The 26,551-nt window shown below is 52.9% G+C and carries 27 protein-coding genes; 20 read left to right on the top strand and 7 right to left on the bottom strand.

Annotated features, from left to right (window positions below; all coding sequences use genetic code 11):
• Positions 1–100 precede the first annotated feature (100 nt).
• From ACYJL1_RS00220 to ACYJL1_RS00195, 6 genes are all read left to right on the top strand, one after another.
• Positions 101–520 (top strand): helix-turn-helix domain-containing protein, encoded by a 420-nt coding sequence (locus ACYJL1_RS00220; RefSeq protein ID WP_460896484.1) that lies wholly within the window; start codon positions 101–103, stop codon positions 518–520.
• 165 nt (positions 521–685) lie between these two features.
• Positions 686–1,951 (top strand): methionine adenosyltransferase, encoded by a 1,266-nt coding sequence (gene metK / locus ACYJL1_RS00215; protein ID WP_460896483.1) that lies wholly within the window; start codon positions 686–688, stop codon positions 1,949–1,951.
• A gap of 21 nt (positions 1,952–1,972) precedes the next feature.
• Positions 1,973–2,671 (top strand): tRNA (guanosine(46)-N7)-methyltransferase TrmB, encoded by a 699-nt coding sequence (trmB, locus tag ACYJL1_RS00210; RefSeq protein WP_460896482.1) that lies wholly within the window; start codon positions 1,973–1,975, stop codon positions 2,669–2,671.
• Between the two features lie 244 nt (positions 2,672–2,915).
• Positions 2,916–3,866, top strand: coding sequence for a Bug family tripartite tricarboxylate transporter substrate binding protein (locus ACYJL1_RS00205; protein WP_460896481.1), 951 nt, complete (start codon positions 2,916–2,918; stop codon positions 3,864–3,866).
• Positions 3,863–4,354: a tripartite tricarboxylate transporter TctB family protein gene (locus ACYJL1_RS00200; RefSeq protein WP_460896480.1), complete on the top strand. Its 492-nt coding sequence runs from the start codon at positions 3,863–3,865 to the stop codon at positions 4,352–4,354. The genes ACYJL1_RS00205 and ACYJL1_RS00200 overlap by 4 nt, the downstream gene beginning before the upstream one ends.
• A 5-nt stretch (positions 4,355–4,359) precedes the next feature.
• Positions 4,360–5,904, top strand: a complete 1,545-nt coding sequence (locus ACYJL1_RS00195; protein WP_460896479.1) for a tripartite tricarboxylate transporter permease — start codon at positions 4,360–4,362, stop codon at positions 5,902–5,904.
• A gap of 28 nt (positions 5,905–5,932) precedes the next feature.
• On the opposite strand, the gene ACYJL1_RS00190 is transcribed toward ACYJL1_RS00195, so the two are convergent.
• Positions 5,933–6,097, bottom strand: a complete 165-nt coding sequence (locus ACYJL1_RS00190) for a hypothetical protein (protein ID WP_460896478.1) — start codon at positions 6,095–6,097, stop codon at positions 5,933–5,935.
• 265 nt (positions 6,098–6,362) lie between these two features.
• Here ACYJL1_RS00190 and rimP point away from each other — a divergent pair, with 265 nt between their 5' ends.
• The 11 genes from rimP to ACYJL1_RS00135 all read left to right on the top strand — a co-directional run bounded on the left by rimP (position 6,363) and on the right by ACYJL1_RS00135 (position 18,421).
• Complete coding sequence (rimP, locus tag ACYJL1_RS00185) at positions 6,363–7,016, top strand: ribosome maturation factor RimP (protein ID WP_460896477.1); 654 nt, start codon at positions 6,363–6,365, stop codon at positions 7,014–7,016.
• A gap of 63 nt (positions 7,017–7,079) precedes the next feature.
• The gene (gene nusA / locus ACYJL1_RS00180) at positions 7,080–8,681 is read left to right on the top strand and encodes a transcription termination factor NusA (RefSeq protein ID WP_460896476.1); all 1,602 of its coding nucleotides are present in this window, start codon (positions 7,080–7,082) and stop codon (positions 8,679–8,681) included.
• 28 nt (positions 8,682–8,709) lie between these two features.
• A complete protein-coding gene (locus ACYJL1_RS00175) occupies positions 8,710–9,351 on the top strand; it encodes an RNA-binding protein (RefSeq protein WP_460896475.1) in 642 nt (213 codons plus the stop codon).
• Positions 9,348–12,191, top strand: coding sequence for a translation initiation factor IF-2 (gene infB, locus ACYJL1_RS00170; RefSeq protein WP_460896474.1), 2,844 nt, complete (start codon positions 9,348–9,350; stop codon positions 12,189–12,191). Before ACYJL1_RS00175 ends, infB begins: the two co-directional genes overlap by 4 nt.
• 77 nt (positions 12,192–12,268) lie before the next feature.
• Entirely contained in the window at positions 12,269–12,724 is a 456-nt protein-coding gene (rbfA, locus tag ACYJL1_RS00165) for a 30S ribosome-binding factor RbfA (RefSeq protein ID WP_460896473.1), read from the top strand.
• On the top strand, positions 12,725–13,696 hold the full coding sequence (gene truB, locus ACYJL1_RS00160) for a tRNA pseudouridine(55) synthase TruB (RefSeq protein WP_460896472.1): 972 nt from the start codon (positions 12,725–12,727) through the stop codon (positions 13,694–13,696). It abuts the gene before it with no gap.
• Between the two features lie 177 nt (positions 13,697–13,873).
• On the top strand, positions 13,874–14,101 hold the full coding sequence (locus ACYJL1_RS00155; RefSeq protein ID WP_460896471.1) for a type II toxin-antitoxin system RelE/ParE family toxin: 228 nt from the start codon (positions 13,874–13,876) through the stop codon (positions 14,099–14,101).
• Entirely contained in the window at positions 14,098–14,397 is a 300-nt protein-coding gene (locus ACYJL1_RS00150; protein ID WP_460896470.1) for a helix-turn-helix domain-containing protein, read from the top strand. Before ACYJL1_RS00155 ends, ACYJL1_RS00150 begins: the two co-directional genes overlap by 4 nt.
• Before the next feature lie 298 nt (positions 14,398–14,695).
• Positions 14,696–14,965: a 30S ribosomal protein S15 gene (gene rpsO / locus ACYJL1_RS00145; protein ID WP_008122441.1), complete on the top strand. Its 270-nt coding sequence runs from the start codon at positions 14,696–14,698 to the stop codon at positions 14,963–14,965.
• Between the two features lie 216 nt (positions 14,966–15,181).
• Entirely contained in the window at positions 15,182–17,323 is a 2,142-nt protein-coding gene (pnp, locus tag ACYJL1_RS00140) for a polyribonucleotide nucleotidyltransferase (protein WP_460896469.1), read from the top strand.
• A gap of 81 nt (positions 17,324–17,404) precedes the next feature.
• Positions 17,405–18,421, top strand: coding sequence for a class I SAM-dependent methyltransferase (locus tag ACYJL1_RS00135; RefSeq protein WP_460896468.1), 1,017 nt, complete (start codon positions 17,405–17,407; stop codon positions 18,419–18,421).
• A gap of 144 nt (positions 18,422–18,565) precedes the next feature.
• Here ACYJL1_RS00135 and fabI read toward each other — a convergent pair whose 3' ends face one another.
• From fabI to fabA, 3 genes are read right to left on the bottom strand one after another with little or no spacing between them, the layout of a single operon-like run.
• Positions 18,566–19,381, bottom strand: coding sequence for an enoyl-ACP reductase FabI (fabI, locus tag ACYJL1_RS00130; protein ID WP_460896467.1), 816 nt, complete (start codon positions 19,379–19,381; stop codon positions 18,566–18,568).
• 9 nt (positions 19,382–19,390) lie between these two features.
• Positions 19,391–20,617 (bottom strand): beta-ketoacyl-ACP synthase I, encoded by a 1,227-nt coding sequence (gene fabB / locus ACYJL1_RS00125; RefSeq protein ID WP_460896466.1) that lies wholly within the window; start codon positions 20,615–20,617, stop codon positions 19,391–19,393.
• Between the two features lie 29 nt (positions 20,618–20,646).
• Entirely contained in the window at positions 20,647–21,162 is a 516-nt protein-coding gene (fabA, locus tag ACYJL1_RS00120) for a 3-hydroxyacyl-[acyl-carrier-protein] dehydratase FabA (RefSeq protein WP_008122449.1), read from the bottom strand.
• 308 nt (positions 21,163–21,470) lie between these two features.
• Here fabA and irrA point away from each other — a divergent pair, with 308 nt between their 5' ends.
• Complete coding sequence (gene irrA / locus ACYJL1_RS00115; RefSeq protein ID WP_115051412.1) at positions 21,471–21,902, top strand: iron response transcriptional regulator IrrA; 432 nt, start codon at positions 21,471–21,473, stop codon at positions 21,900–21,902.
• A gap of 18 nt (positions 21,903–21,920) precedes the next feature.
• Here the strand turns inward: irrA and ACYJL1_RS00110 are convergent, their stop codons facing one another.
• Entirely contained in the window at positions 21,921–22,847 is a 927-nt protein-coding gene (locus ACYJL1_RS00110) for a DMT family transporter (protein WP_460896465.1), read from the bottom strand.
• 100 nt (positions 22,848–22,947) lie between these two features.
• On the opposite strand from ACYJL1_RS00110, the gene ACYJL1_RS00105 reads away from it, so the two are divergent.
• Positions 22,948–23,409, top strand: coding sequence for an Lrp/AsnC family transcriptional regulator (locus ACYJL1_RS00105; RefSeq protein ID WP_460896464.1), 462 nt, complete (start codon positions 22,948–22,950; stop codon positions 23,407–23,409).
• On the opposite strand, the gene ACYJL1_RS00100 is transcribed toward ACYJL1_RS00105, so the two are convergent.
• Positions 23,384–24,274 (bottom strand): LysR family transcriptional regulator, encoded by an 891-nt coding sequence (locus ACYJL1_RS00100; protein ID WP_460896463.1) that lies wholly within the window; start codon positions 24,272–24,274, stop codon positions 23,384–23,386. The two genes, ACYJL1_RS00105 and ACYJL1_RS00100, sit on opposite strands and share 26 nt — an antisense overlap.
• Positions 24,275–24,403: 129 nt before the next feature.
• On the opposite strand from ACYJL1_RS00100, the gene ACYJL1_RS00095 reads away from it, so the two are divergent.
• Entirely contained in the window at positions 24,404–25,930 is a 1,527-nt protein-coding gene (locus tag ACYJL1_RS00095) for an MFS transporter (protein WP_460896462.1), read from the top strand.
• On the opposite strand, the gene ACYJL1_RS00090 is transcribed toward ACYJL1_RS00095, so the two are convergent.
• Positions 25,927–26,520: an SH3 domain-containing protein gene (locus ACYJL1_RS00090; protein ID WP_460896461.1), complete on the bottom strand. Its 594-nt coding sequence runs from the start codon at positions 26,518–26,520 to the stop codon at positions 25,927–25,929. The genes ACYJL1_RS00095 and ACYJL1_RS00090 overlap by 4 nt on opposite strands.
• Positions 26,521–26,551: the final 31 nt, after the last annotated feature.

Genomic DNA, 26,551 nt, shown 5'->3' with positions numbered 1-26,551 from the left:
CATTTTTGGTACAGCCCTATCGAATAAAGTGATATTTGGTGCGTTGTTCCATTGATGGTAAAATTCATTTTCAATTCCATTTCATATGAATGAGATTTTTATGTCTGATAATAATAAGAAGAGCCCAAACCCCGTGGATGTCCATGTTGGCGCAAGAATTAGATTGCGGCGCAATATGATAGGCCTGAGCCAGGAAAAACTTGGTGAAAGCCTTGGAATAACATTCCAGCAAATTCAAAAATATGAAAAAGGCATGAACCGTGTGGGCGCCAGTCGCCTTCAGGCAATAGCCAATGTACTCAACGTGCCGGTCACGTTCTTTTTTGATGATATGCCTGGGCAGTCAGACAAACCGCGGGGTTTTGAGGAAGAAAACGAGACGACCTATGTCGTTGGTTTTCTCAACAGTTCAGAAGGTATCCAGTTGGCGCGCGCCTTTGCAAAGATCGGCGATGCAAAAATCCGGCGGAAAGTACTCGACCTCGTTCGCACGCTTGGTCAAGAGGATGACGCGGTCTAAACCACGGCTGTTCACTTGATTATGGAGTGAAACAGGTAAAAATCCTCCCGGACCGATCCTTTTAAAAGTGAAAGCAATTGACGGAACCGCTGCGGCTTGGCAAACACTATGCAGCCAGTCGGCATATGCCTGCTGGCGTTCGTTTGCTTTCAAGAGGGGTTCCCCGTGACGCGCAGTTCTTATCTTTTTACCAGTGAGTCCGTTTCGGAAGGTCATCCGGACAAAGTCTGTGACCGTATTTCCGATGAAATCGTTGACATGATCTACAAAGAGGCGAAGAAAACAGGAGTTGATCCTTGGACTGTTCGTATTGCATGCGAAACTTTGGCGACGACGAACCGGGTAGTCATTGCCGGCGAAGTTCGGGTCCCGGATACGCTGCTTAAGAAAGATAAAAACGGCACTGTCATCAAGGATGCCAAAGGCCATCCGCTTATCAATCCTTCCAGATTCCGTGCTGCGGCCCGGCGCGCCATTCGCGATATCGGCTATGAGCAGGAGGGGTTCAACTGGAAGACGGCGAAGATTGAAGTTCTGCTGCATCCTCAATCAGCAGACATCGCCCAAGGCGTCGACAACGCAGCGGATCGTCAAGGCGAAGAAGGTGCTGGCGATCAAGGCATCATGTTTGGCTATGCGTGCCGCGAAACGCCAGATCTCATGCCTGCTCCCATTTATTATTCACACAAGATTCTGGAATTATTGGCGGCTGCCCGTCACAAGGGTGAGGGTGACGCCGGCAAGCTTGGTCCTGATGCCAAAAGCCAGGTTACCGTTCGCTACGTGGATGGTGTAGCAGCGGAAGTCACGCAAATCGTGCTTTCGACGCAGCATCTGGATACAAGTTGGGACTCAAAGAAGGTCCGCGCTGTTGTTGAGCCCTATATTCGCGAAGCTATGGGCGATCTCAAGATTGCTGCCGATTGCGTCTGGTACATTAATCCCACCGGCAAATTCGTCATTGGTGGTCCGGACGGCGACGCGGGCCTTACCGGCCGCAAAATCATCGTCGATACTTATGGCGGCGCTGCACCACATGGTGGCGGTGCGTTTTCGGGTAAGGATACGACCAAAGTTGATCGTTCTGCAGCATATGCGGCACGTTATCTTGCAAAGAATGTCGTAGCTGCCGGCTTTGCTGATCGCTGCACAATTCAGCTTTCCTATGCAATCGGTGTTGCACAACCGCTTTCGGTTTATGTTGATCTGCATGGTACAGGCAAAGTGAAAGAAAATGCCGTCGAGGAAGCGTTGCGCAAGGTTATGGACCTGTCGCCATCGGGCATTCGCAAACATCTCGATCTTAACAAGCCAATCTATGCCAAGACTTCTGCTTATGGCCATTTCGGACGTAAACCCGGCCGGGACGGATCTTTCTCCTGGGAAAAGACAGATCTTGCCAAGCAGTTGAAGACAGCATTGGCCGCTTAAGCGGCCAATGTGGATAATGGTATGACCGAGCCAAGACGAGAGCGTTCAACGGAAGCATTCTTCGGCAGAAGAAGCGGCAAGGCGCTACGCCCCTTGCAGCGTTCCATCCGAGATGAACTCCTGCCCGAACTAAAGCTCGATCTAACCTCTCCAGCACCCGGCGACCTCCGCAGTCTCTTTGCTGCCGAGGTCGATCTGGTGCGTATGGAAATTGGCTTCGGTGGGGGCGAGCACCTTTTGCATGAAGCTGCGCGCCATCCCAGATCAGGCTTCATCGGCATTGAGCCATTCGTCAACAGCATGGCGAAACTGGTTGTTGATCTTCACGACAATCCACTCGCTAACATTAGACTTTATGATGATGACGCAACGCAAGTGCTCGATTGGATGCCCGAAGCATCCCTTGACGGGATTGATCTGTTCTATCCTGATCCCTGGCCTAAGAAGAAACATTGGAAGCGGCGGTTCGTCAGCCAGAAGAATCTTGGCCGTTTTGCTCGTGTCCTGAAACCTGGTGGACGCTTTCGCTTCGCCTCGGACATCGACACCTATGTAAATTGGACGTTGCAGCATTGTCATGAACACAGCGAGTTCGATTGGCAGGCTCAAACTTCAGCTGACTGGCACACGCCCTATGAAGCATGGCCCAGCACCCGCTATGAGCAGAAAGCACATCGCGAAGGCAGGATTGGCGCTTATCTGACGTTTTTACGCCGTTAGAGCCGAGAACGATTCCATTTGGACGTTCTCCGCTCTAAGTCTCGTTGCTTGCTATTTCGCGTGACAGCTTCCTGACAGTTTTCTAGTATCATTTCAAAGATGAGGAGACCGCTGGGAGGCTGTCCATATATCTGTGCGCTAATCGTGGCAGTAATGCTTGCGCATTCTTATGAAGACAACTTCCCAATCTTCGAAGAACTGAAAAAATTGATGGCCGAGGGTCATTTTGGGAGGAGTTTACACTATGCGTAAGATGTTGCTTGCTTTTGTAGCTGCCGGAGCAATGGCTGTTTCGGGAAATGCTTTCGCCGCTGATTATAAAATCATGGCACCAGCCGCACCGGGCGGCGGTTGGGATCAAACCGCGCGCACTCTTCAGACCGTGCTTCAGGAAGAGAAAATCTCGGGCAATGTCCAGGTTGTTAATGTTGGCGGCGCAGGCGGAACGATTGGCCTCGCACAGTTTGCCAATTCAGCCAAAGGCGATCCTTCGCAGCTGATCGTTGGAGGTTACGTGATGGTCGGTGCAATTCTCACCAATGCATCGCCGGTGACACTGGATCAGGTAACGCCGATTGCACGTCTTACCGGTGAGTACGAAGCTGTGGTCGTGCCTGCTGCGTCCCCAATCAAGTCGATGGCGGACCTCGTCGAGAAGCTTAAAACTGATCCGGGAGCAGTATCCTGGGGCGGTGGCTCTGCTGGCGGTACGGACCATATTACTGCCGGTCTGTTGGCCAAGGCAGCAGGCGTCGATCCAACCAAAGTCAATTATATTGCTTTCTCCGGCGGTGGTGAGGCGCTGGCAGCCATTCTCGGTAATCAGGTAACAGTTGGAATTTCCGGTTACGGCGAATTTGAATCGCAGATCAAGTCCGGCGCTCTTCGTATTATTGGTATTTCCAGTGATACAAAGGTCGAGGGCATTGATGCGCCAACGTTTAAGGAGAGCGGCCTTGACGTTTCCATCCAGAATTGGCGCATGATTGCCGCAGCCCCTGGAATCACTGCAGAGCAGGAAGCTGCGATCAGTGCCGATATTGAGAAATTGGCCAAGTCCAAGAGCTGGCAAGAACAGTTGAAAACCAAAGGCTGGGCTGACACATATCTTGCAGGCGATGCATTCAAGGCACAGCTGGCCAAGGATACGGAAGCAACTTCCGCTATTCTGAAAGACATCGGCTTGGTAAAATGACACAACAGTCATCAAGCTTGAAAACGCGTCGCCCTGATCGGGCGGCGCTGGTCATCGCCGCCTTTTTGGCAGTTTTGGCTATCATAATAGGATACAGCACGGCCAACACCCAAGGCGGGAGCGTTACACGTATTGGCCCGGCAATCTTTCCCTATGTTATCAGCATAGCTCTGCTTGTTTTGGCGATCTGGACGGTGTTCGAGGCATTTCGCGGAGAATTCCCGAAACGTGAATCGCAAGCGCCAGGCCCAGTCTTCTGGATTGTTGGTGGGCTAGCCGCTCAGATGCTTCTTCTCAACGTCGTTGGGTTTTCCATCGCCACGGGCCTCTTGTTTGCCGCGACGGCGCGAGCCTTTGGAAAAACAAAGCTTTGGGTCACAATACCGGTGGGCGTTGTCCTTTCCTTTGTCGTCTGGACACTCTTTGCCAAGGGCCTTCAATTATCTCTGCCGGCAGGGCCGCTAGAACGCTTCTTCTTTGGGGGTTAAGTTCAATGGACACGTTTGGATTGCTGTTCCAGGGTTTCGCCGTGGCGATGGACCCCATGAACCTTCTCTACGCCCTGATTGGCGTTACGCTAGGCACGGCCGTTGGCGTCCTGCCAGGCATTGGACCGGCTTTGACGGTGGCTCTTCTCCTACCCGTAACATACAAACTGGATCCCGCCGGATCGCTTATCATGTTTGCCGGTATTTACTACGGTGGCATGTATGGCGGATCGACGACATCCATCCTATTGAATACGCCTGGTGAAAGTGCGTCCATAGTCACTGCGCTTGAAGGCAATAAGATGGCTCGGGCAGGGCGTGGCGGACCCGCACTCGCTACCGCCGCGATTGGTTCATTTGTGGCCGGTTTGATCGCAACAATCGGGCTTGCGCTGATCGCACCCTGGATTGTGAAATTCGCGTTGTCATTTGGACCGGCAGAATATTTTGCGCTTATGATCCTGGCTTTCATGACGGTTTCTGCAGCTTTTGGCGATTCTACTTTACGTGGTTTGACAGCACTGTTTATCGGCTTGGCACTTGGTCTGGTAGGTCAAGATCAGTTGACAGGACAGGCGAGGCTTGCCTTTGGCATTCCCGATTTGCTTGATGGTATCGAGGTTACAACCCTGGCAGTGGCTCTGTTCGCTATTGGTGAGACGCTGGCCGTTGCAGCATCACGCTCCACGATAAATGAAAAAATCGAAGCTGTTAAAGGCTCGGTCTGGATGACCAAGGAAGATTGGTCACGTTCCTGGAAGCCATGGTTGCGCGGAACATTTATTGGCTTCCCCATTGGCGCAATGCCTGCCGGTGGCGCCGAGATCGGTACGTTTCTTTCCTATTCAGTGGAAAAGCAACTTGCGAAAAAGCCTGAAGAGTTTGGTCACGGGGCAATCGAAGGCGTGGCAGGGCCAGAGGCTGCCAACAATGCTTCTGCCGCCGGGACACTGGTTCCACTCTTGACGCTTGGCTTGCCAACGACTGCGACCGCAGCAATCATGCTCGCAGGGTTTCAACAATTTGGACTTCAGCCTGGACCATTGCTGTTCGCCACGAGTCCGCAGCTGGTCTGGGGCCTGATTGCCAGCCTGCTGATAGCCAACTTTATGTTGCTGGTGTTGAACCTCCCGCTCATTGGTCTTTGGGTGCGCTTGCTGTCTATCCCCAAGCCTTGGCTTTATGCGGGCATTCTGGTTTTCGCTACCTTGGGTACGATAGGGGCCAACTCCGCAGTTTTTCAACTCGGATGGCTAGCCTTCTCGTTCGAACTGGCAATGCTGATACTTTTTGGATTGGCTGGTTATATTATGCGGCAATTCGGTTATCCGATTGCGCCGGTGGTGGTTGGCCTCATTCTTGGGCCGATGGCTGAAACGCAATTTCGTCGCGCTATCCAGATCAGTCAGGGTGACTTCACCGTGCTGGTCGGTTCGCCGATAGCTGTAACCTTGTTGGTTCTTGCCGTCTGTGCGGTTGTCGTACCGCTCATCATGCGTGCCCGAGGCCAAGGTAAAGTTCTTGCCTCGCTTGCAGCGAACGAAGACTGAATTCTTCATTCGCCGTCCACCGGATCAATTAGTTCCGGTGGATGGAACTGAACTGAACTGGATCAATACCAAGAGTGCGCAGGTCAGAAGCAATTGGCTGTTGGCCAGTGCGTGTAGCTGATGCAACTGCGACGGCGCTGCCGAATACATTCAGCATGCGGCCGATCCTGAAAGCTGTCGATGTCTTGTTCATTTATTCGTCCTTTCGCGTTTATATTGCGATGCAACAAAGATAGGGACGAGACGCGCGTTTGGTAAGAGCTACTTATGCAAGGCAGCTATGCGAATTGAACTATACAGGCTAAAGGAAGGCGCGTTCGCAGAAATTTGTGACAGCGCTTGAAAATGCCCTCCCGTTTCGGTATATAGAACGTATATTCTTGGTCGTTAGAACAGGGGTGGGTCCACACAGGTCCCGCTCTTTTTTGTTTCTTGGGGCCAAAACAAGGAAAATTTGTGTGACAGACGGCACCAATACAGAAGAGCAAGCTGTTTCGGCAACAGGCCAGGAAGAGCGCATTATTACAGAAACCGGCATTGACGCACGCGTTGCTTCAATTATCGAGCCGGTTCTTCAGGCTATCGGTTTCCGGCTTGTTCGGGCACGCCTTTCCGGTCTCAACGGGCTTACGCTGCAGATTATGGCTGAGCGGAATGATGGCACGATGACGGTCGAGGATTGTGAGCTTGTGAGCCGCACACTATCGCCCGTTCTTGATGTCGAAGACCCCATCGACCGAAATTATCATCTGGAAGTCTCTTCGCCCGGGATCGATCGTCCGCTGGTGCGTAAATCGGACTTCGTGGTCTGGAGCGGCCATATCGCCAAGGTTGACACTTCCGCCGTTCTTGAAGGGCGAAAGAAGTTTCGCGGCCGGATATCCAATGTCACGGATGAGTCAATAACGATCGAAAGCGATCAGGCGACCTATGGCGACAAGCCGGCTGTCGAGGTTCCATTCGAAATGATTGCCGATGCCCGTCTTGTGTTGACGGATGATCTCATTCGCGATGCGTTGCGCCGTGACAAGGATATTCGCGAAGGCCGCATACCAGAAGATAATGGTTCGGATCCTGACGAAGCGGATGCTTCGGATGAAGAGCAGAGCTAACAAACCGGATTGAATTTCATACGCCCGCAAAAGAAGCGTGGTGGTGAACCCAAGGAGAAGAAAATGGCAGTCAGTGCAAACAGGCTAGAACTTCTGCAGATCGCCGATGCGGTTGCGCGCGAGAAGTCGATTGACCGCGAGATCGTTATTGCGGCGATGGCCGATGCCATTCAAAAAGCTGCGCGCTCGCGTTATGGTCAGGAAACCAATATCCGCGCCGACATCAACGCCAAGACAGGTGAAATCAAGTTGCAGCGTCTGCTTGAAGTTGTCGAAACCGTTGAAGATCCGGTCACGCAGATCGGTATGGATGCTGCCCGTGACCGTAACCCTGATGCGCAGCCCGGCGATTTTCTTGCGGACCAATTGCCTCCAATGGATTTCGGCCGCATCGCAGCGCAATCAGCAAAACAGGTTATCGTACAGAAAGTGCGTGAAGCGGAGCGCGACCGCCAGTATGACGAATATAAGGACCGTGTTGGTGAAATCATCAATGGTAGCGTCAAGCGTGTTGAATACGGCAATGTGATCGTTGACCTTGGTCGTGGTGAAGCAATTGTTCGCCGCGACGAATTGATTCCCCGCGAAACTTTCCGCTATGGGGATCGTGTCCGCGCCTATGTTTATGATGTGCGCCGCGAACAGCGTGGACCGCAGATTTTTCTGAGCCGCACACATCCGCAATTCATGGCGAAGCTTTTCACCATGGAAGTGCCGGAAATCTATGACGGCATCATCGAAATCAAGTCGGTGGCCCGCGATCCGGGTTCGCGCGCCAAAATTGCTGTTATCTCACGTGATTCGTCGATTGATCCGGTTGGCGCCTGCGTTGGTATGCGTGGTTCACGTGTTCAGGCTGTTGTCGGTGAACTTCAGGGTGAAAAGATCGATATTATTCCTTGGTCACCAGAGCCCGCTTCCTTTATCGTCAATGCATTGCAGCCGGCAGAAGTTTCCAAGGTTGTTCTTGATGAAGATGCCGAGCGTATTGAAGTTGTTGTGCCGGATGACCAATTATCACTTGCGATTGGTCGTCGCGGTCAGAATGTCCGCTTGGCTTCGCAATTGACGGGTTGGGATATCGATATCCTCACAGAGCAGGAAGAGTCCGAGCGCCGTCAGAAAGAATTTGTCGAACGCTCCAATCTGTTCATGGAAGCGCTGGATGTTGACGAAATGGTTGGCCAGGTTCTTGCTTCCGAAGGTTTTGCCAGCGTCGAAGAAATCGCTTATGTTGATAGCGACGACATTTCCTCCATCGATGGTTTCGATGAGGATACAGCGACCGAAATTCAACAGCGTGCGCAGGAATATCTGGGTCGAATCGAAGAAGAACGCGATGCCCGCCGCAAGGAACTGGGTGTCTCGGACGAGCTTCGTGACTTACCTGGGATGACCAACGCGATTCTGGTTGCAGTCGGCGAAGATGGTGTCAAAACCGTGGAAGACTTTGCCGGGTATGCTGTTGACGAACTGACCGGATGGCGTGAACGCAAGGACGGGGAAACCGTAAATTTCCCCGGCATTTTGTCGGCATTCGACGTAAGCCGTGCAGATGCGGAACAGATGGTGCTTGCTGCCCGTTTGAAGGCTGGATGGATCACGGAAGATGATCTCGTTGCAACCGAGATCGAAGCAGACGCCGAAGAAGAGGTTGCTGGCTGAACCCAGTAGCTTGAAAATGGAAGCGGATATGAACGACAGGACGTGCATTGTCACGCGTGAAGCAGGTTCTGTCGATGACATGATCCGGTTCGTAGCTGGCCCCGATGGATCGGTTGTTGCGGACTTGAAGCACAACCTTCCCGGGCGGGGGTGCTGGGTAAAGGCCCAGCGAAGCTATATTGATGAAGCGGTGAAGCGAAAGCTTTTCCCGCGTGGCCTTAAAACTGCGGTGGTTGTTCCGGATAATTTCGGAGCGATTGTCGACCAAATGCTGGTAAAATCGGCTTTAGGAAGTTTTGGGTTGGCGCGAAAGGCCGGTGTTGTGATAACAGGGGCCGCAAAAGTGGATATCGCCATCCGCAATGGCACAGCAGGACTTGTGCTGCATGCTTTTGAAGCAGCGGAGGACGGTGTCCGAAAACTTGACCAGGCCCGTCGTTCGGTAGTTTATGCCGACGGACCTGATATACCCGCCCTTTCATTGTTCAGTAGCGATGAAATGGATTTGGCATTGGGTGGGGTTAATGTGATACATGCTGCCGTACTCAGAGGGAGGGCAGCTGCCGGACTCATGAAACGGGTCTGGATGCTACAGCATTTTCGCGTGGGTCTGGACGAGCAGACCAGCGCTAAAGCGGCAACCGCTGCGAAGGAAACGGAAACGGAATGAGCGATATAAAATCGACAGACGACAAGACGCTTGGCGTCAATAAGAAAACCCTGACCCTGAAGCGGCCCGGTATCGAACAAAGCACGGTGCGCCAGAATTTCAGCCACGGGCGGACGAAGTCTGTTGTCGTTGAAACGAAGAAGCGCAAGTTCAGCCTGCCGGACCAGAAGCCGGAGGTTGCGCCTGTTGCGCCTTCGACCCCAGCGCCAGCATCAGCGCCAGTTCAAACAACTGCTGCGCCAAAGCCTGTTGCGCCAGTGACTGCGACGCCACCTGCGCCAGCAGCGCCTCAGCCTGCTGCGACGGTTCAGCCAACGGCTGCGCCTCAGCCAACGACCGCTGCCCCTGCACCAGCGCCGCGTCCAGCGCCACCTACACCTGCATCTACTGCTGCCCCTGCCAGTAAGGCTCAGACTACAGCTACAGCAAGTCCTGCTCGCCCTGCGCCGCGGGGCGCAGGCCAGCCATCATCGCCGCAGCGTTCCGGACAGCCATATCGGTCGTCCGGCCAGCGCCCGAACGATCGTTCTGGCATGGTCTTGAATACGCTGTCGCCAGCCGAACTTGAAGCGCGCCGCAAGGCTCTCGAAGGGTCCAAGGCGCGCGATATTGAAGACCGCGCCAAGGCAGCCATTGAAGCAGCCCGCCGTGCAGAAGAAGATGCTTTGCGTGCCAAGGAGCGTGAAGAATCCGCTCGCCGCCAGGCAGAGGAAGAAGAGCGTCTGCGCAAGGAAGCTCAAGCCAAGCAGCGCGCTGAAGAGGAATCACGCAAGCGTCAACCTGAGGCCGCCGCTACGGAAGAGGCTGGCTCGAAAGCATCTGTTCGCAAGACCAATGTTGCGGAAGAAGAAGAGACACGTCGTGGTGGTCCAGCCGGCGCGCGTCGTGGCAGCAGTGCTGCACCGGCCAAGCCGGAAGTTCGCACTCCCAAGGTTGTCAAAGGTGAAGATGAACGCCGTCGCGGTAAGTTGACATTGGGCTCTGCGCTCAATGATGAAGGCCGCAGCCGTTCGCTTTCCGCCATGCGCCGCCGTCAGGAGAAATTCAAGCGCGGCATGCAGCAGGAAACACGCGAAAAAATCGCGCGTGAAGTCGTGCTGCCCGAAACCATCACGATCCAGGAGCTTGCCCAGCGTATGGCTGAGCGGTCGGTCGACGTCATCAAATATTTGATGAAAGAAGGCCAGATGATGAAGCCGGGCGATCTGATTGATGCGGATATGGCTCAGCTGATTGCCGAAGAGTTCGGACATACGGTGCGCCGCGTTGCCGAATCGGACGTTGAAGAAGGTATCTTTAACGTGCAGGACGATCAGGGTGCATTTGTATCGCGTCCGCCAGTCGTCACGATTATGGGTCACGTCGATCACGGCAAGACGTCATTGCTGGATGCTATCCGCAAGGCGAATGTTGTATCCGGTGAAGCAGGCGGGATCACTCAGCATATTGGTGCCTATCAGGTTGAGCAAAACGGCCAGAAGATCACCTTTATTGATACGCCGGGCCACGCTGCCTTTACGGCAATGCGCGCACGCGGTGCACAGGCCACCGATATTGCCATTCTGGTGGTTGCTGCTGACGATAGTGTCATGCCGCAGACGATTGAATCAATCAATCATGCCAAGGCTGCGGGCGTTCCGATCATTGTCGCCATCAACAAGATCGACAAGCCTTCCGCTGATCCGCAGAAGGTGCGTAACGGATTGCTTCAACACGAAGTTTTCGTAGAATCGATGGGTGGTGAAACGCTGGACGTTGAAGTTTCTGCGAAGACCGGCGTTGGCTTGGACAAGCTTCTTGAAACAATCCTGCTTCAGGCGGAAGTTCTGGACCTCAAGGCTGATCCGATACGTACAGCGGAAGGCGTGGTTATCGAAGCCAAGCTCGATCGCGGCCGTGGTTCAGTGGCTACTGTTCTTGTGCAGAAGGGTACTTTGCATCCAGGCGATATCATTGTTGCCGGGAGTGAATGGGGTCGTGTTCGTGCACTCATCAACGATCGCGGCGAAAACATGAAGGATGCAGGACCTGCCATGCCGGTTGAGGTTCTCGGTCTTGGCGGACCACCACAGGCTGGTGATCGCTTTGCCGTTGTCGAAAACGAAGCCAAGGCACGCGAGATTTCTGAGTATCGCACACGTCTTGCTCGTGAAAAGGCTGTGGCCAAACAGGCTGGTTCTCGTGGCTCGCTCGAACAGATGATGAGCCAGTTGCAGGTTACAGGTCTCAAGGAGTTCCCACTGCTCATCAAGGGCGATGTACAGGGCTCTATCGAAGCTATTGCCGGTGCCCTGGACAAGCTTGGTACCGAAGAAGTGCGCGCGCGCATCATTCATTCTGGCGCGGGTGGTATCACCGAAAGCGACATTGCACTGGCAGAAGCATCGAATGCAGCGATCATCGGCTTTAATGTGCGTGCCAACAAGCAGGCTCGCGATATGGCCGAGCGTGAAGGTATCGAAATTCGCTACTACAATATCATTTACGATCTCGTAGATGATGTGAAAGCAGCAATGTCGGGTCTCCTGTCTCCGGAACGCCGTGAAACCTTCATCGGCAATGCGGAAATTCTGGAAGTCTTCAATATCACGAAAGTCGGCAAGGTTGCCGGTTGCCGTGTCACGGAAGGCAAGGTCGAACGTGGTGCAGGCGTACGCCTTATCCGCGACAACGTTGTCATCCACGAAGGCAAGCTCAAGACGCTCAAGCGCTTCAAAGACGAGGTGTCCGAAGTGCCGATGGGTCAGGAATGCGGTATGGCGTTCGAAAACTACGAGGATATTCGCGCAGGTGATACGATCGAAGCTTTCCGCGTCGAACACGTTACTCGCACTCTCTAAACCCATACGTCTCGATTATTGATAACAGGATCGCCGGATCAATATCCGGCGATCTCTCGTTTGTCGGATAGGTAATAATGGCTCGTTTTGCTACCGGATCAGGTCCTTCTCAACGCCAGCTTCGCGTCAGCGAACAGGTGCGCCATGCGGTCTCACAAGTGCTGCAACGTGGTGATGTACGCGATGATATGCTGGAGAATGCCGTCATTGCGATTTCTGAAGTGCGTATGTCCCCGGATTTAAAAATCGCTACCTGTTTCGTCTCACCAGTTGGCGCGACGGATAGCGAAGGCGTCATCAGCGCCTTGAACAAACATGCCAAGTTTATTCGCGGGCGCGCAGGCACATATCTCAAATCTATGAAATATATGCCGGAATTTCGTTTTCGCATCGACACAAGCTTCGACAATTACGCGAAGATTGATGCCTTGTTACGTAAGCCGGAGGTCACACGCGATCTCGAAGACGATGATAGTGACGATGATGGCGGCGATCCAAATCCGGGCGATGCGTCGGGACATGGCGATAATTAAATGGCAAGACAGCGCAAGAAAAAGGGCCGTCCTGTATCCGGCTGGCTGATCTTTGACAAGCCGAAAGGCATGGGCTCGACCGAGGCCGTCTCCAAGATAAAATGGCTCTTCAAGGCAGAGAAAGCAGGGCATGCGGGCACGCTTGATCCGCTGGCTTCTGGCATGTTGCCAATTGCTCTTGGAGAAGCAACGAAGACTGTTCCCTATGTGATGGACGGAACAAAGATTTATCGTTTCACCGTGACATGGGGGGCGGAGCGCACGACCGATGATCTGGAAGGCGAAATCAGCGCGACATCGGACAATCGTCCAGACGAGGCGGCGATCAAGGCAGTGCTTCCAAAATATACTGGAGTGATCCAGCAGACCCCACCGAAGTTTTCGGCCATCAAGATCGCCGGTGAACGCGCCTATGATCTGGCACGCGGCGGTGAGGAGGTCGAGATTCCATCGCGTGAAGTCGAAATTGATCGGCTTGAGCTGATTGAGCGTCCCGATGAAGCCACAGCGATCTTTGAAGTTGAGTGCGGTAAGGGTACCTATGTGCGTTCGCTCGCGCGCGACATGGGCCGTGATCTTGGATGCTATGGGCATATTGCCGATCTGCGCCGAACGGAAGTTGCACCTTTCGACGAGGCCGATTTTGTAACGCTTGAAGAGCTGGAAGCAGCGCATCCCCCAGCACCCACTGAAGGGGAGGGCGATGAAGGCTCCTATGCTCGTCTCGCGGAGCGTTTCTCAGTTATGGATGCCTTCCTGATCGATACGGGTGCTGCGCTGGAAAGTCTGCCGCAAATAGCCATATCAGATGATCAGGCGCACCGGATACGCATGGGGAATCCGATTATTCTACGCGGGCGCGATGCCCCAGTGGAGGCTGATGAAGCCTGCGTTACAGCCAAAGGCAAAGTTCTTGCCATCGGCTTTATCGAGCATGGGCAGTTCAACCCAAAGCGGGTGTTTACCTCATAAATTTTGAATGCTGTTGAATTTTTAGTACGATAGTACTCTACAATAAATTTGATAATATTGCAAAAATGGTATAATCTCTTTATGAATTGGTCTGTCGTATTTTTGAATGAAGTTGTGAAAACTGAGCTTGCTGTGTTGCCGAGAGACATTAGGGCAAACTTCGAACGGATCGTTCATATGATCGAATTGGCCGGATTGCAGCAAGTGCATGAACCCTATGTCAAGCACTTGGAAGGGCCGCTTTGGGAAATGCGGATGAAGGGCAAAAGCGGAATTGCCCGTGCTGTTTATATCGCCGTGATCGGTCGACGCGTTGTCATCCTGAGGGTCTTTACAAAGAAAACCCAAAAGATACCACGCCGTGAAATTGAACTTGCTCTGAAACGGGCAAAGGAGGTTCTGTGACTCGTAAATTTATTCCTGTTGAAGAGGCATTTGCAGAATGGCGCAAGGATCCAGAGTATATCTCGGCCTATGATGCGCTTGAAGAAGAGTTTGCCCTTGCTGCAGCCCTTGTGCAGGCGCGAGCCTCAGCAGATATGACGCAGGAACAGGTCGCCAATGCCATGGGAACGACGCAGGCCGTGATTGCCCGTCTCGAGAGTGGACGTTCCATGCCGTCTACTCGTACTCTGGAGCGGTTTGCCAAAGCGACCGGCACGCGTTTACGAATTAGTTTTGAACCAGAGCAAACAGCTTAAGCTGCAAGTGAATTGTTGAGCTATAGCATCGCCAAGGCGATTCTATTTATACGAATTTCAGAATTCTTTTGAATGCTCTCGAACAAGCATGAATGCGGTAGGGTCTGATATTCAGGTAACGCGTTGCCCTATCAATTGTCATGGGCTGCAGCAAGAATCATTTGCGGCTGGTAATTCGTCACAATTTGGACTATACGGCCCACAGCTTCAGGCTTTGCCCGTCGCTTTAACTGGCCCCCGCTGGACGACATCCCGGCCGTGGGCATCCTGTTTTCCTCTTCAAAAGAAAGGATATACGATGTCGATAACCGCTGAACGCAAGCAGGCAGTGATCACTGAATATGCAACGAAGCCAGGCGATACCGGTTCTCCGGAAGTCCAGGTTGCAGTTCTGACAGAGCGCATTGTCAATTTGACCGAACATTTCAAAGACCACAAAAAGGATAACCATTCCCGTCGTGGCCTTCTCAAGCTCGTCTCGACGCGCCGCAGCCTTCTTGATTATCTCAAGAAGATTGATCAGAGCCGCTACCAGACGCTGATCGAAAAGCTCGGCCTGCGCCGCTAATAACGGATTGAAACCGGCGGTGGCATTCATGTCCCGCCGGTTTCTACTCATTCCTTCAAGGAATGAAGAATACCCATGAGACAGGTCATGGGGCAGGATTGCTGGCAACTCGGTACAGGAGTTGCAAATTGTCTTGCCCGTGATTGGTCTAAACGAAACGGAAGAAAAATGCTGCAACCAAAGGGAAGCGCGTTTTTCTCCACTCAAGGACAAGATATGTTTAATCAACACAAAGTTGAAATCGAATGGGGCGGACGTCCGCTCATTCTGGAAACCGGCAAGATTGCCCGCCAGGCTGATGGCGCGGTTCTTGCCACTTATGGCGAGACAGTCGTGCTTGCCACTATTGTTTCCGCCAAGGCACCAAAGGCAGGTCAGGACTTTTTCCCGCTGACCGTCAACTACCAGGAAAAGACCTACGCAGCCGGCAAGATTCCCGGTGGCTACTTTAAGCGCGAAGGCCGTCCGAGCGAGAACGAAACTCTGGTTTCGCGCCTGATCGACCGCCCGATCCGCCCGCTCTTTGCTGACGGCTACAAGAACGACACACAGGTCGTTCTGACCGTTATCCAGCATGATTTGGAAAACAACCCCGACATCGTATCGCTGATTGGCGCTTCCGCTGCCCTGACGCTTTCCGGCGTTCCTTTCATGGGCCCGATCGGCGGCGCACGCGTTGGTTACATCAATGGCGAATACCGTCTGAATCCGACGGTCGATGAAATGCCGGAATCAAGCCTCGATCTGATTGTCGCTGGCACAGGCGAAGCAGTTCTGATGGTTGAATCGGAAGCCAAGGAATTGGCCGAAGATGTCATGCTCGGCGCGGTCATGTTCGGTCATCGCAGCTTCCAGCCAGTGATCGATGCGATCATTAAGCTTGCTGAAGTTGCTGCAAAAGAGCCTCGCGATTTCCAGGCCGATGATGTTTCAGCGGCTGAAGCGGCTGTTCTCAAGGTTGTCGAAGCTGATCTTCGCGCAGCTTACAAGATCACTGACAAGCAGGATCGCTATAATGCAGTTGACGCTGCAAAGGCCAAGGTAAAGGCGCATTTCTTCCCGGAAGGCGTTGAAGAACCAGAATTCTCGGTTGAAGAGATCGCAACTGTATTCAAGTCGGTTCAGGCGAAGATTGTTCGCTGGAACATTCTCGACACGGGCAGCCGCATCGACGGCCGCGATCTTTCGACAGTTCGCCCCATCGTTTCGGAAGTTGGTCTTTTGCCCCGTACACACGGCTCGGCTCTGTTCACCCGCGGTGAAACACAGGCCATCGTTGTTGCAACACTGGGCACAGGCGAAGATGAGCAATATGTTGACTCACTGACCGGCATGTACAAAGAAACATTCATGCTTCACTACAATTTCCCGCCCTATTCGGTCGGTGAAACAGGTCGCATGGGTTCGCCTGGTCGTCGTGAAATCGGTCATGGCAAGCTTGCCTGGCGCGCGATCCATCCGGTTCTGCCTGCCAAGGAACAGTTCCCTTACACGCTGCGTACAGTCTCCGAGATCACTGAATCCAACGGTTCGTCCTCGATGGCGACGGTTTGCGGCACATCGCTTGCCCTTATGGATGCTGGTGTTCCACTGCTTCGTCCAGTTGCAGGTATCGCAATGGGCCTGATCCTGGAAGGCGAGAAATTCGCAGTTCTTTCCGATATTCTCGGTGACGAAGATCATCTCGGCGATATGGATTTCAAGGTAGCCGGTTCTGAAAATGGTATCACTGCCCTGCAGATGGATATCAAGATCGACGGTATCACCGAGGAGATCATGAAGGTTGCCTTGGCTCAGGCCAAGGATGGTCGTCTGCACATCCTTACCGAAATGGCGAAAGCTATCACGGAAGGCCGTTCGGAACTTGGCGAATTTGCACCGCGCATCGAAGTCATGAACATTCCGACCGACAAGATCCGTGACGTTATCGGTTCAGGTGGCAAGGTTATTCGTGAAATCGTCGAAAAGACGGGCGCGAAGATCAACATTGAAGACGATGGTACAGTCAAGATTGCATCGTCATCAGCCAAGGAAATCGAAGCTGCCCGCAAGTGGATACACTCGATTGTTGCAGAACCTGAAGTAGGCGAGATCTATGAAGGCACGGTTGTAAAGACTGCTGACTTCGGCGCATTCGTAAACTTCTTTGGTCCACGCGATGGTCTGGTTCACATTTCGCAGCTTGCTTCGGATCGTGTTGCCAAGACTTCCGATGTCGTTAAAGAAGGTCAGAAGGTCTGGGTCAAGCTCATGGGCTTTGACGAACGTGGCAAGGTTCGCCTGTCGATGAAGGTTGTCGATCAGGAAACCGGCAAGGAAATCGTGTCGGAAAAGAAGGCTCAGGAAGAAGCTGAGTAATCTTCTGATCATAGAGTAATAAAAGCGCGTCCCTGTGACGCGCTTTTTTCTTGATATACACATCTACAGATGGACTTTCCCATGACCAACGGCGCTCTCCAGACACTTTTTCTGCCTTTCGAAGATGAGATACTGCCCGTTCCCAGCAAAGGCGCGTCATGGTTGTTTCTGGGCGCGGAAGCGGATCGCGCGATTGCAGATGAGTGGAAGTCTATCCTGACCTGTCTTCAACCGTTCAAGCCAGATTACCTTGCCTTGCAAAAGGCAGGGTTTAACGCCGTCCCACGATTACAGGGCGACGAAGAATTTGATGGCGCGTTGATCTTGCTTGGCAAGCATCGCGGTCGCAATGAAGGCTGGCTGGCGCAGGCCCTCAATCTGGTGAAGGCAGGCGGCCGAATTGTCGTGTGCGGCAATAAAAAACTTGGCGTAGACAGCTTCCGCAAGACCGTTGAGAGCATTGCTCCGGTAGAGGACAGGTTGTCAAAAAATCACGCGGTAGTCTTCTGGCTCATTCGCTCGAATGAGGTAAATAGAGAGAAAATTCAATCGCTTACGCCCAATCCAACGCAGATTGAAAACCGTTTCAATACAGCGCCGGGCATGTTCTCACACACGGCTATCGACAATGGTTCAGCAATGCTGGTCAAGCATTTCGCAGGACGCATCAGCGGTCATGTGGCGGACTTTGGAGCGGGCTGGGGATATCTCGCCAGTGAGGTGTTGAAGCATCCTGAAAAGCTGAAATCTCTGGACCTGTATGAGGCCGATTTCGAAGCGCTGGAAGCTGCAAAAACCAATATTGATGGCGGTGAAACGCCGGTTAAATTTCATTGGCACGATGTGAATAGTGAAGCAATTACAGAGATTTACGATACGATCGTGATGAACCCGCCGTTCCATGCGGGCCGGAGCGCCGATCCGACCATGGGGCAGGGCTTCATTGCTACGGCTGCCAAACGGATGAAGCCCGGCGGTCGTCTGCTGCTCGTCGCAAACCGGCAAATGCCCTACGAGGCAGGCTTGAAATCACTCTTCAAGCACGTGACGCCAATCGAGGACAATGCCGGCTACAAAATCATAGAAGCCAAAAAATAACTCTACCGTACACAACTATTTTGCGTCCCAGAGTAGAGAGATTTCCGTCGTTTTCGATGAATTTACGGTGAAAATCGAACCAACATCTGAAATCTTAAGGTTTAAACAGGCAGTCTAATCTCAAATGTTAAGGCGTGCTGGAGATTATTCCTTGCCGTCATCGGATTTTTTCAGTTCTTCCAATGTAGGCATCGAGACGATATTATAACCGGAGTCCACATAGTGGATTTCGCCGGTCACGCCGCTTGATAAGTCCGACAGAAGATAAAGCGCTGAACGGCCCACATCTCCGATATCGACCGTGCGACGCAAAGGCGCGTTGCGCTGCTGATAGGAGAACATGGCGCGGGCATCGCCAATGCCGGCGCCCGCCAAAGTCCGCACAGGACCCGCAGAGATTGCATTGACGCGAATACCTTCCGGACCGTAATCCGCAGCCAGATAACGGACCATGGCCTCAAGCGCTGCCTTGGCGACACCCATGACATTGTAGTTCGGCATGACGCGCGTGGAACCGCCATAGGTCAGCGTCAGAATGGAACCGCCTTTCTTCATCAGCTTGGAAGCGCGCTGCGCGACCTCGGTGAAGGAATAGGCGGAGATGACCATTGTCCGCGAGAAGTTATCGCGGGTTGTGACGTCCGCATAACGGCCCTTCAATTGCGACTTGTCGGAAAAACCAATGGCGTGCACGATGAAATCAATCGTTCCCCATTCCTTTTCCAGCGTATCGAAAACCGCATCAACCGTTGTAATGTCTTCGACATCGCATGGGAGCAGAAATTTGGAGCCGAGTTGTTCAGCCAAAGGCGCGACACGCTTGCCAAATGCTTCACCCTGATAGGTGAAGGCCAGCTCAGCACCATTGTCGGCGAGTTCCTTGGCGATACCCCAGGCAATGGAATGGCTGTTCGCGACTCCCATAATGAGACCGCGCTTGCCCTTCATCAGATCACCCATTTTGATTCCTCAACCCTCGTAGCGCTGAAACACCAGCGACGCGTTCGTGCCGCCAAATCCGAAGGAATTGGTCAGGACTGTATTCAGTTTTACATTATCGATGCGCTTGCGCACGATTGGCATATCTTCGAATGCCGGATCGAGTTCTTCAATATTGGCGCTTTCCGCGATAAAGTCATTATTCAGCATCAGCAGTGAATAGATCGACTCGTGCACACCCGTCGCGCCCTGTGAATGGCCGGTGAGGGATTTGGTGGCAGAAATCGGCGGGCACTGATCGCCCGAGCCAAAAACCTCGCGGATAGCTTCAATTTCCTTCAGATCGCCAACAGGTGTCGAAGTGGCATGGGGATTGATATAATCGACCTTACCCTTGATGTTGGCGATAGCCATGCGCATGCAGCGTGCAGCGCCTTCGCCGCTGGGCGCCACCATATCGGCGCCATCAGAGGTCACGCCATAGCCAACGAGTTCGCCATAAATCTTGGCGCCCCGCGCTTTTGCATGTTCCAACTCTTCAAGAACAAGCACGCCTGCACCGCCGGAAATAACAAAACCATCGCGGTTCTTGTCATAGGCACGTGACGCCACAGCGGGGCGGTCGTTGAATTTTGAGGACATGGCGCCCATGCCGTCAAACAGCACGGATAGCGTCCAGTCGAGATCTTCACAGCCACCAGCAAACATCATGTCCTGCTTGCCATACTGGATCATCTCATAGGCATTGCCGACACAATGGTTGGACGTGGCGCAAGCTGAAGAGATGGAATAATTGACGCCCTTGATCTTGAACCAGGTGGCAAGGGTTGCCGATGCGGTTGAGGACATGGCTTTTGGCACTGCGAAAGGCCCAACCTTTTTGCTGGACCCGGACTCGATGGTCTTCTCAGCGGCCTCAACGATCGTCCGCGTGGAAGAGCCACCTGAACCCATGATGATGCCGGTGCGTTCATTGGAGATGTGGCTCTCGTCAAGGCCGGCATCGGCAATGGCCTGATCCATCGCGACATGATTCCAGGCAGTGCCGCCCCCGTGGAAACGCATGGCGCGCCGGTCAACCACCGTTGACGGATCGAGCGTCGGAGCGCCCTTTACCTGACTGCGAAACCCGTGTTCTGCATATTCTTCTGCAAAGACGATGCCTGATTTCGCTGTGCGAAGGGATTCGAGAACCTCCTGCACATTATTACCGATAGAGGACACAATACCCATGCCCGTCACAACCACTCGCCGCATCGCGATCTCCTTAAAGGGTATGCGCTGACCTAAGCAGCGCTTTCCTTGAACAGGCCAACCCGCAGGTCGGTTGCCTTGTAGATAGTCTCGCCATCGACCTTTAGCCAGCCATCGGCAATGCCAAGGACCAGGCGACCGCGCATTACACGCTTGAAATCGATGCCATATTCGACAAGTTTATTTTTTGGCGTAACCATTCCGGTGAATTTTACCTCGCCGGTAGATAATGCCCGGCCTTTGCCCGGCTCGCCCAGCCAGCCAAGATAAAAGCCCGTCAACTGCCACATGGCGTCAAGGCCGAGGCAGCCGGGCATAACCGGATCGCCTATGAAATGGCAAGGAAAGAACCACAGATCAGGTTTGATATCGAATTCAGCGCGGATATAGCCTTTGCCGTTTTCACCACCTGTTTCAGAAATCTCGGTAATGCGGTCGAACATCAGCATAGGCGGTGCCGGCAGTTGGGCATTGCCTTGACCGAACATCTCTCCACGGGCACAGGCCAGGAGCTCTTCGTAGCCGTAGCTTGATTTCTGTTCTGGCATTCTTTCTCCCATCGGTAACTTCAAATCTTGCGCTTGGGGCGCATGACATCCAGGCTGCAAGGACCCTATCATAGAGTATTTCCGCCTGAAAACGCTTCCTAGAGCAAACTACGCGCAAATGGAACCCTTGCTTTCATCGGAAACAGTGCGAAACTCACACAGCTGAATCCTTGGTAAAGCTCATACTATCGGCGTATTTGCTGCCTATTGATCGATTTCGCAAGACGGCATATATGAATGATGTAGCACGCTGAATAAAAATCTGTTGTGCGACTTTGGATATCAGTTAACGGAGTGGCATAAACGCCATGCATATTTCTTATGAAATCGACGCCGACGTTCCTTTACAGGAGCGCCTGCGCTTTGCAGGTCTGAGGCCCACCCGTCAGCGTATTGCTCTTGCAAATCTGATTTTCTCCAAAGGCGATCGTCATCTTTCTGCCGAAGAACTGCACGAGGAAGCGCTTGGCGCTGACGTGCCGGTTTCGCTGGCCACGGTCTACAATACGCTGCATCAGTTCACACAAGCCGGCATGTTGCGCATTCTGGCTGTTGAAGGTGCAAAGACCTATTTCGATACCAATACCTCTGACCATCATCACTTTTTCGTTGAAGGTGAAAACGAGGTCATCGATATTCCGGATGGCTCCGCGATGGTAGGGCATCTGCCACCTGTTCCCGAAGGCATGGAAATCGTCAACGTCGATATCGTCATTCGCCTGCGCAAAAAGCGCGGCTGATTTACTGTCCTCAGATTTTCAAACCTTGATCGGTGCAAGGCGGGATCGCGTCAAAGAGGCGATAGCGGAACAGACTCCAATGATTTGCAACGCGGCCCCAATTGTTTCTGCCGATGTCGGCCACCTGCCTTCAAACATGAATCCATAGGTCAGGCCAAACACAGTTTCAGCAACGATAAGCTGAGCTGACAATGCCAACGGCAATCTCCGTGATGCAACAACCCAGCACCACGTTGCGAGCCAAGAGCCCGCGAGCCCCATCAATAGTGCCCATACGATAAAGTTGTAGGTCTCAATGGTTGACACAGTGCTGGATATTTCAAAGGAAACCAATGGCAAGAGCATCAGGCTGCCGAGGGCCGCACCGATTCCCTGTAAGCCGGTCCACTGCAAAGCATCCGGAGGGTTTGCCGCACGCATAACAGAGGCATTCACCAAGCCATAGGTGATCCAGATAGCCAGCGCCGCGATTGAGGCAATAATGCCAAGCAGAATAGGATAAATATTGCTTGAGGCAGCAGCATTTATCGTTGTGATGTTGATGACACCCACACCCATTGTGATAAGGCCAAGAGGAAGGACCAGCGAAGGCCATGGTGCTGTATGGTCACGCTGATTGGCAAGAATGGCGAGTAAGACCGGCATTGTGCCGATGATGATTGGCGGTATTGCGGTGCCAGACAATATTGTTCCAAAGGCAACGCAGACGAAGTAGCCTACATGGCCGGTTGCCCCCAACAGTAATCCAATCGCAATCCGGCGGGTTGATAGTCCAACGGGCCGGAAGCGGCGTTGCATCATTAACAGGGCGCAAGCCAAGCCGAAAATGCCATAGCGCGCGATGGTTAAGTCCCATACGGAAAATGGCTCAACCACGCGCGCTGCCACGAATGTCAAACCCCATAATGCGCATGTGGTTAAACCAGCCAAAATACCAAACTGCATGAATTTCTCCTTTTAGAAATTATGCAGTGGCGATCCCATCGCTTATATGGAGGATTAAAGTTTATGCTTTAAAGTTCCTGCTGTTTTTAAGGTAAAAATTATGAAATCCCATCAATCCAAAAAATCATCTTTAGACGAAACTGACGCCCGAATTTTAACAGCTCTTGATGCGAACGCTCGTTTATCAATAAGCGAATTGGCTCGCATAGTGGGAATGTCACCGCCGAGTGTGACTGAACGTTTGCGTCGGCTTGAATCCACTGGCGTAATACGAGGGTTTTCGTTGGACATAGATCCACATGCGCTTGGATACCAGATTCGTGCGATGGTACGGATAAGACCACTCCCGGGGAAATTGCATATCGTCGAACGACTCATTCAGGAGAGACCGGAATTTATAGAATGCGACCGAATTACGGGGGATGACCCATTCCTCGCACGGCTGGTCGTTCACACAATTGAGCAGATGGACGACGTATTAAAAGCTTTTTACGATCATGCAGTAACGAGCACTGCTGTCATTAAGGGAACATCCGTTAACCGTCGGCTGCCTCCGCTCTGAAAAAGGGCTTTGCACAGGACATTTCTTCAATCATTCTGCCAAACTCACACGCCGCCGCTGTTTTGTTGCCATCGCTCCACGCGAGGACAAAGGCCGCATCGGGCAGTGGCGGCAATCCATACTGACCATCAACGATCCGCATGCCGGGTCTCACATCATCATCGGGCATGATGGTGATCGCCAGCCCTGAGAGAACAGCGGCGTGAAGGCCATGTTGGCTGGGCGACGTGAAAACAATGTGCCAATCCAAATTGGTGTCTTCAAGGGCTGAGGCGCAGGCACGTCGATGAAAACAGGGCGAGGGGGATAATGCCAACGGCAAAGATGCGCCGGGTGCCAGGCTGAAATTGTCGGCGGCCACCCAAACTTGGCGCGTTTTGCGCAGGATCGAACCGCAATCACTCCCATTTTCCTTGCAAAGTAGTACTGCCAGATCGAGCTGGCCGGCTGCAACCATGGCGGTCAAATCGAGATTAGGGCTGACATTGACGTCGAGCGTGATGGAAGGAAATGTGCGGCCGAATTGGCAAAGCAGACCGGCCAACCGATCGCCCAGGAAATTTTCCGTCACACCAAAGCGGACAACACCCGTGACGGGTGATGGATTAAAACGTTGGGACAAGCTGTCCAACATCACAATAATCTGTTTGGCACCTTGCAAAAAATCAACGCCGCTAGGGGTCAAGGTTAAAGTGCGCGTTGTGCGGTAAAGCAATGGCGTGCCAACCTGTTCTTCCAGGCGCCTTATCTGATGGCTGATCGCCGATTGCGTTAAATGCAAACGTTGCGCCGCGTGAGTAAAGCTTCCGGTATCGACGACGGCAATGAAAGCGCGCAAAAGCGGGGGATCGAAGTCGAGGTTCATTTCATGACCAATCTTAATTAATACGCGAAATTATATCATTTCTATCATGAGGCCTCTCTCGTTACAACGGCAGGCACGGGGCACTTGCTGTTTGGGCTCCTGCATCATTTAATCAGAGAGTGTTCACCCATGATCAATTCTTCCTCGGCCAAAACGCCGCTTGCTTTGGCGGCGGTCTGTCTGGCTTCACTGATGTTCGGCTTGGAAATTTCCAGTGTCCCCGTCATTCTGTCCGTTCTGGAACAGGTTTTGCATGGCAGTTTTAATGAGCTGCAATGGGTAATGACCGCCTATACGCTTGCTTGTACAGCGGTTCTGATGGCCGCTGGCACTCTGGCTGATCGGTTTGGACGCAAGCGCGTGTTTCTAATCAGTATCGTCATGTTCGGTGTAACATCACTGGTTTGTGGTTTGGCGCAAAATATGGCTGTGCTGATTGCCGCCAGATTCCTGCAAGGGATCAGTGGCGGTATAATGCTGATAGGCCATATATCGGTTCTCTCGCATTTATTTGCCGACCCTAAACAGCGCGCGCGTGCCTTTGCTGCCTGGGGCGTCATTTTTGGGATCGGCCTTGGATTTGGCCCCATTATTGGCGGGGTGATTCTGGCGCTGCTCGATTGGAAATGGGTTTTTCTGGTTCACGCGGTTGTCGCCGCTGTAACCTTTGCGCTTGCCTATGTGGGTGTGACGGAGTCTTCAGATCAGGAGGCAAAGTCGCTCGACCTTTTGGGCATGGGAACCTATTCGCTGGCCGTATTCTGCCTTGTCTTTTTCATCACACAAGGGCCGGTTACCGGATTCACCAGCACCCTTGCTTTAAGTGCAATCGGATTGTCGTTCGCCGGTCTTTTGGCATTTGTCATGATTGAAAGACGTCATCCCTATCCGATGTTTGATTTCTCGGTTTTCAAGGTGCGGAACTTTTCCGGTGCAATGTTCGGTTCCATGGGCATGAATTTCTGTTTCTGGCCATTCATGATTTATCTGCCGCTCTATTTTCAAGGCGCCCTTGGTTATAGCAATGTGGCGACAGGGCTTGCGGTGCTTGCCTATACGCTGCCAACCCTGATCATTCCGCCAATTGCCGAAAAGCTGACCCTGCGATTTGGTCCGGGTACTGTCATTCCAATGGGACTTTTCATCATTGGTCTCGGCTTTGTTTTCATGCGATTGGGATCAAGCATGGACAATGCGAGCTGGCTTACGATGCTTCCCGGTGCCGTACTTGCGGGAACGGGCCTCGGCCTGACCAATACGCCTGTTACGAACACCGCAACAGGAGCGGTGGCAAGCAACCGAGCCGGCATGGCCTCAGGGATTGATATGAGCGCGCGCCTGACCGCGCTTGCAATCAACATAGCACTGATGGGCTTTATCCTGATCAGCGGCGTTTCGGCTCATCTGCAAAGCGTTGCTCAAGAAGCGCTTTCTGGAATAACGCTCTATTTTGCGGCAGAACGCATTGCATCAGGAAATCTGGCAGCAATAGCCAGCGAGTTGCCGGGCATTCCCGCTCCTGTCATTCGTTCCGCGCTGATTCATGGCTATGGCTGGGTTCTGCTTTACGGTGCAGTTACAGTATGGATTCTGGCGCTTTGCAGTTATCTGATTTTCCGGCCAAAGCGATTGTCAGAAAAAATAGCCTCAGCCTAATCCTCGAATTTCTCGCCCGGATAGGCACCCCAAATCTCGTTCTGGCGCATCCAGCCACTTGCGCCACCGAACACCACGCGGCAGTAATCACCATTGCAATTCTTCAATGTGCCAAGAACACCCGGCTGTACTTTCGCAACAACGGGTGCCTTGTCATCTGCCCTGGCAAAGACGTTGAGCATAACGCCGTCTTTGTCCTTCTGCCAAGGCGCCGTCATGCCTGTGCGTTTGCCCGACAGCAGTGACTGGTAAACCCAGCCCTCAGTGCCTTCCGAATCGCGGATTCGCCGCCAGTTGTCATATTCCTGCACAATCTCGACCGGCAGTCCTGATTTGAGGAACAGCCATGTCACCGCATAATCGCGTCCGGGGCCAACGCGCAGATTGACACGTCCAGGCTTGAGACTGACAAAACGCGGCAGCGGCAATCCACTGGGACCGATCTGCCCGGCGGCCTCGGCTTTGGCAAACCCCGGTACGGTCAGCGGCGCTGTTGCAACAAGCGCTGCGGCAAAGCTTGCGGAAATGGCGAAGAGGTGGAATTTCTTAATCGTCAACAATATTGGTCCTTCATCGTTCCGTTCAACCATGGTGATTTTCATCTGATCGCGGAACGATCCT

The sequence above is a fragment of the Phyllobacterium sp. K27 genome (assembly GCF_054796155.1).
This window is presented reverse-complemented; position numbering and strand designations above follow the sequence as displayed.

Excerpts from the sequence above, each read along its gene's own strand:
- truB (WP_460896472.1), top strand. The coding sequence starts at position 12,725 with ATGGCAAGACAGCGCAAGAAAAAGGGCCGTCCTGTATCCGGCTGGCTG.
- irrA (WP_115051412.1), top strand. The coding sequence starts at position 21,471 with ATGCATATTTCTTATGAAATCGACGCCGACGTTCCTTTACAGGAGCGC.
- ACYJL1_RS00155 (WP_460896471.1), top strand. The coding sequence starts at position 13,874 with ATGATCGAATTGGCCGGATTGCAGCAAGTGCATGAACCCTATGTCAAG.
- ACYJL1_RS00090 (WP_460896461.1), bottom strand. The coding sequence starts at position 26,520 with ATGGTTGAACGGAACGATGAAGGACCAATATTGTTGACGATTAAGAAA.
- ACYJL1_RS00205 (WP_460896481.1), top strand. The coding sequence starts at position 2,916 with ATGCGTAAGATGTTGCTTGCTTTTGTAGCTGCCGGAGCAATGGCTGTT.
- fabI (WP_460896467.1), bottom strand. The coding sequence starts at position 19,381 with ATGGGTGATCTGATGAAGGGCAAGCGCGGTCTCATTATGGGAGTCGCG.
- ACYJL1_RS00100 (WP_460896463.1), bottom strand. The coding sequence starts at position 24,274 with ATGAACCTCGACTTCGATCCCCCGCTTTTGCGCGCTTTCATTGCCGTC.
- ACYJL1_RS00105 (WP_460896464.1), top strand. The coding sequence starts at position 22,948 with ATGAAATCCCATCAATCCAAAAAATCATCTTTAGACGAAACTGACGCC.
- fabA (WP_008122449.1), bottom strand. The coding sequence starts at position 21,162 with ATGCCAGAACAGAAATCAAGCTACGGCTACGAAGAGCTCCTGGCCTGT.
- trmB (WP_460896482.1), top strand. The coding sequence starts at position 1,973 with ATGACCGAGCCAAGACGAGAGCGTTCAACGGAAGCATTCTTCGGCAGA.
- rpsO (WP_008122441.1), top strand. The coding sequence starts at position 14,696 with ATGTCGATAACCGCTGAACGCAAGCAGGCAGTGATCACTGAATATGCA.
- ACYJL1_RS00195 (WP_460896479.1), top strand. The coding sequence starts at position 4,360 with ATGGACACGTTTGGATTGCTGTTCCAGGGTTTCGCCGTGGCGATGGAC.
- rbfA (WP_460896473.1), top strand. The coding sequence starts at position 12,269 with ATGGCTCGTTTTGCTACCGGATCAGGTCCTTCTCAACGCCAGCTTCGC.
- ACYJL1_RS00135 (WP_460896468.1), top strand. The coding sequence starts at position 17,405 with ATGACCAACGGCGCTCTCCAGACACTTTTTCTGCCTTTCGAAGATGAG.
- pnp (WP_460896469.1), top strand. The coding sequence starts at position 15,182 with ATGTTTAATCAACACAAAGTTGAAATCGAATGGGGCGGACGTCCGCTC.
- fabB (WP_460896466.1), bottom strand. The coding sequence starts at position 20,617 with ATGCGGCGAGTGGTTGTGACGGGCATGGGTATTGTGTCCTCTATCGGT.
- nusA (WP_460896476.1), top strand. The coding sequence starts at position 7,080 with ATGGCAGTCAGTGCAAACAGGCTAGAACTTCTGCAGATCGCCGATGCG.
- ACYJL1_RS00175 (WP_460896475.1), top strand. The coding sequence starts at position 8,710 with ATGAACGACAGGACGTGCATTGTCACGCGTGAAGCAGGTTCTGTCGAT.
- ACYJL1_RS00200 (WP_460896480.1), top strand. The coding sequence starts at position 3,863 with ATGACACAACAGTCATCAAGCTTGAAAACGCGTCGCCCTGATCGGGCG.
- infB (WP_460896474.1), top strand. The coding sequence starts at position 9,348 with ATGAGCGATATAAAATCGACAGACGACAAGACGCTTGGCGTCAATAAG.
- ACYJL1_RS00190 (WP_460896478.1), bottom strand. The coding sequence starts at position 6,097 with ATGAACAAGACATCGACAGCTTTCAGGATCGGCCGCATGCTGAATGTA.
- ACYJL1_RS00220 (WP_460896484.1), top strand. The coding sequence starts at position 101 with ATGTCTGATAATAATAAGAAGAGCCCAAACCCCGTGGATGTCCATGTT.
- ACYJL1_RS00095 (WP_460896462.1), top strand. The coding sequence starts at position 24,404 with ATGATCAATTCTTCCTCGGCCAAAACGCCGCTTGCTTTGGCGGCGGTC.
- ACYJL1_RS00110 (WP_460896465.1), bottom strand. The coding sequence starts at position 22,847 with ATGCAGTTTGGTATTTTGGCTGGTTTAACCACATGCGCATTATGGGGT.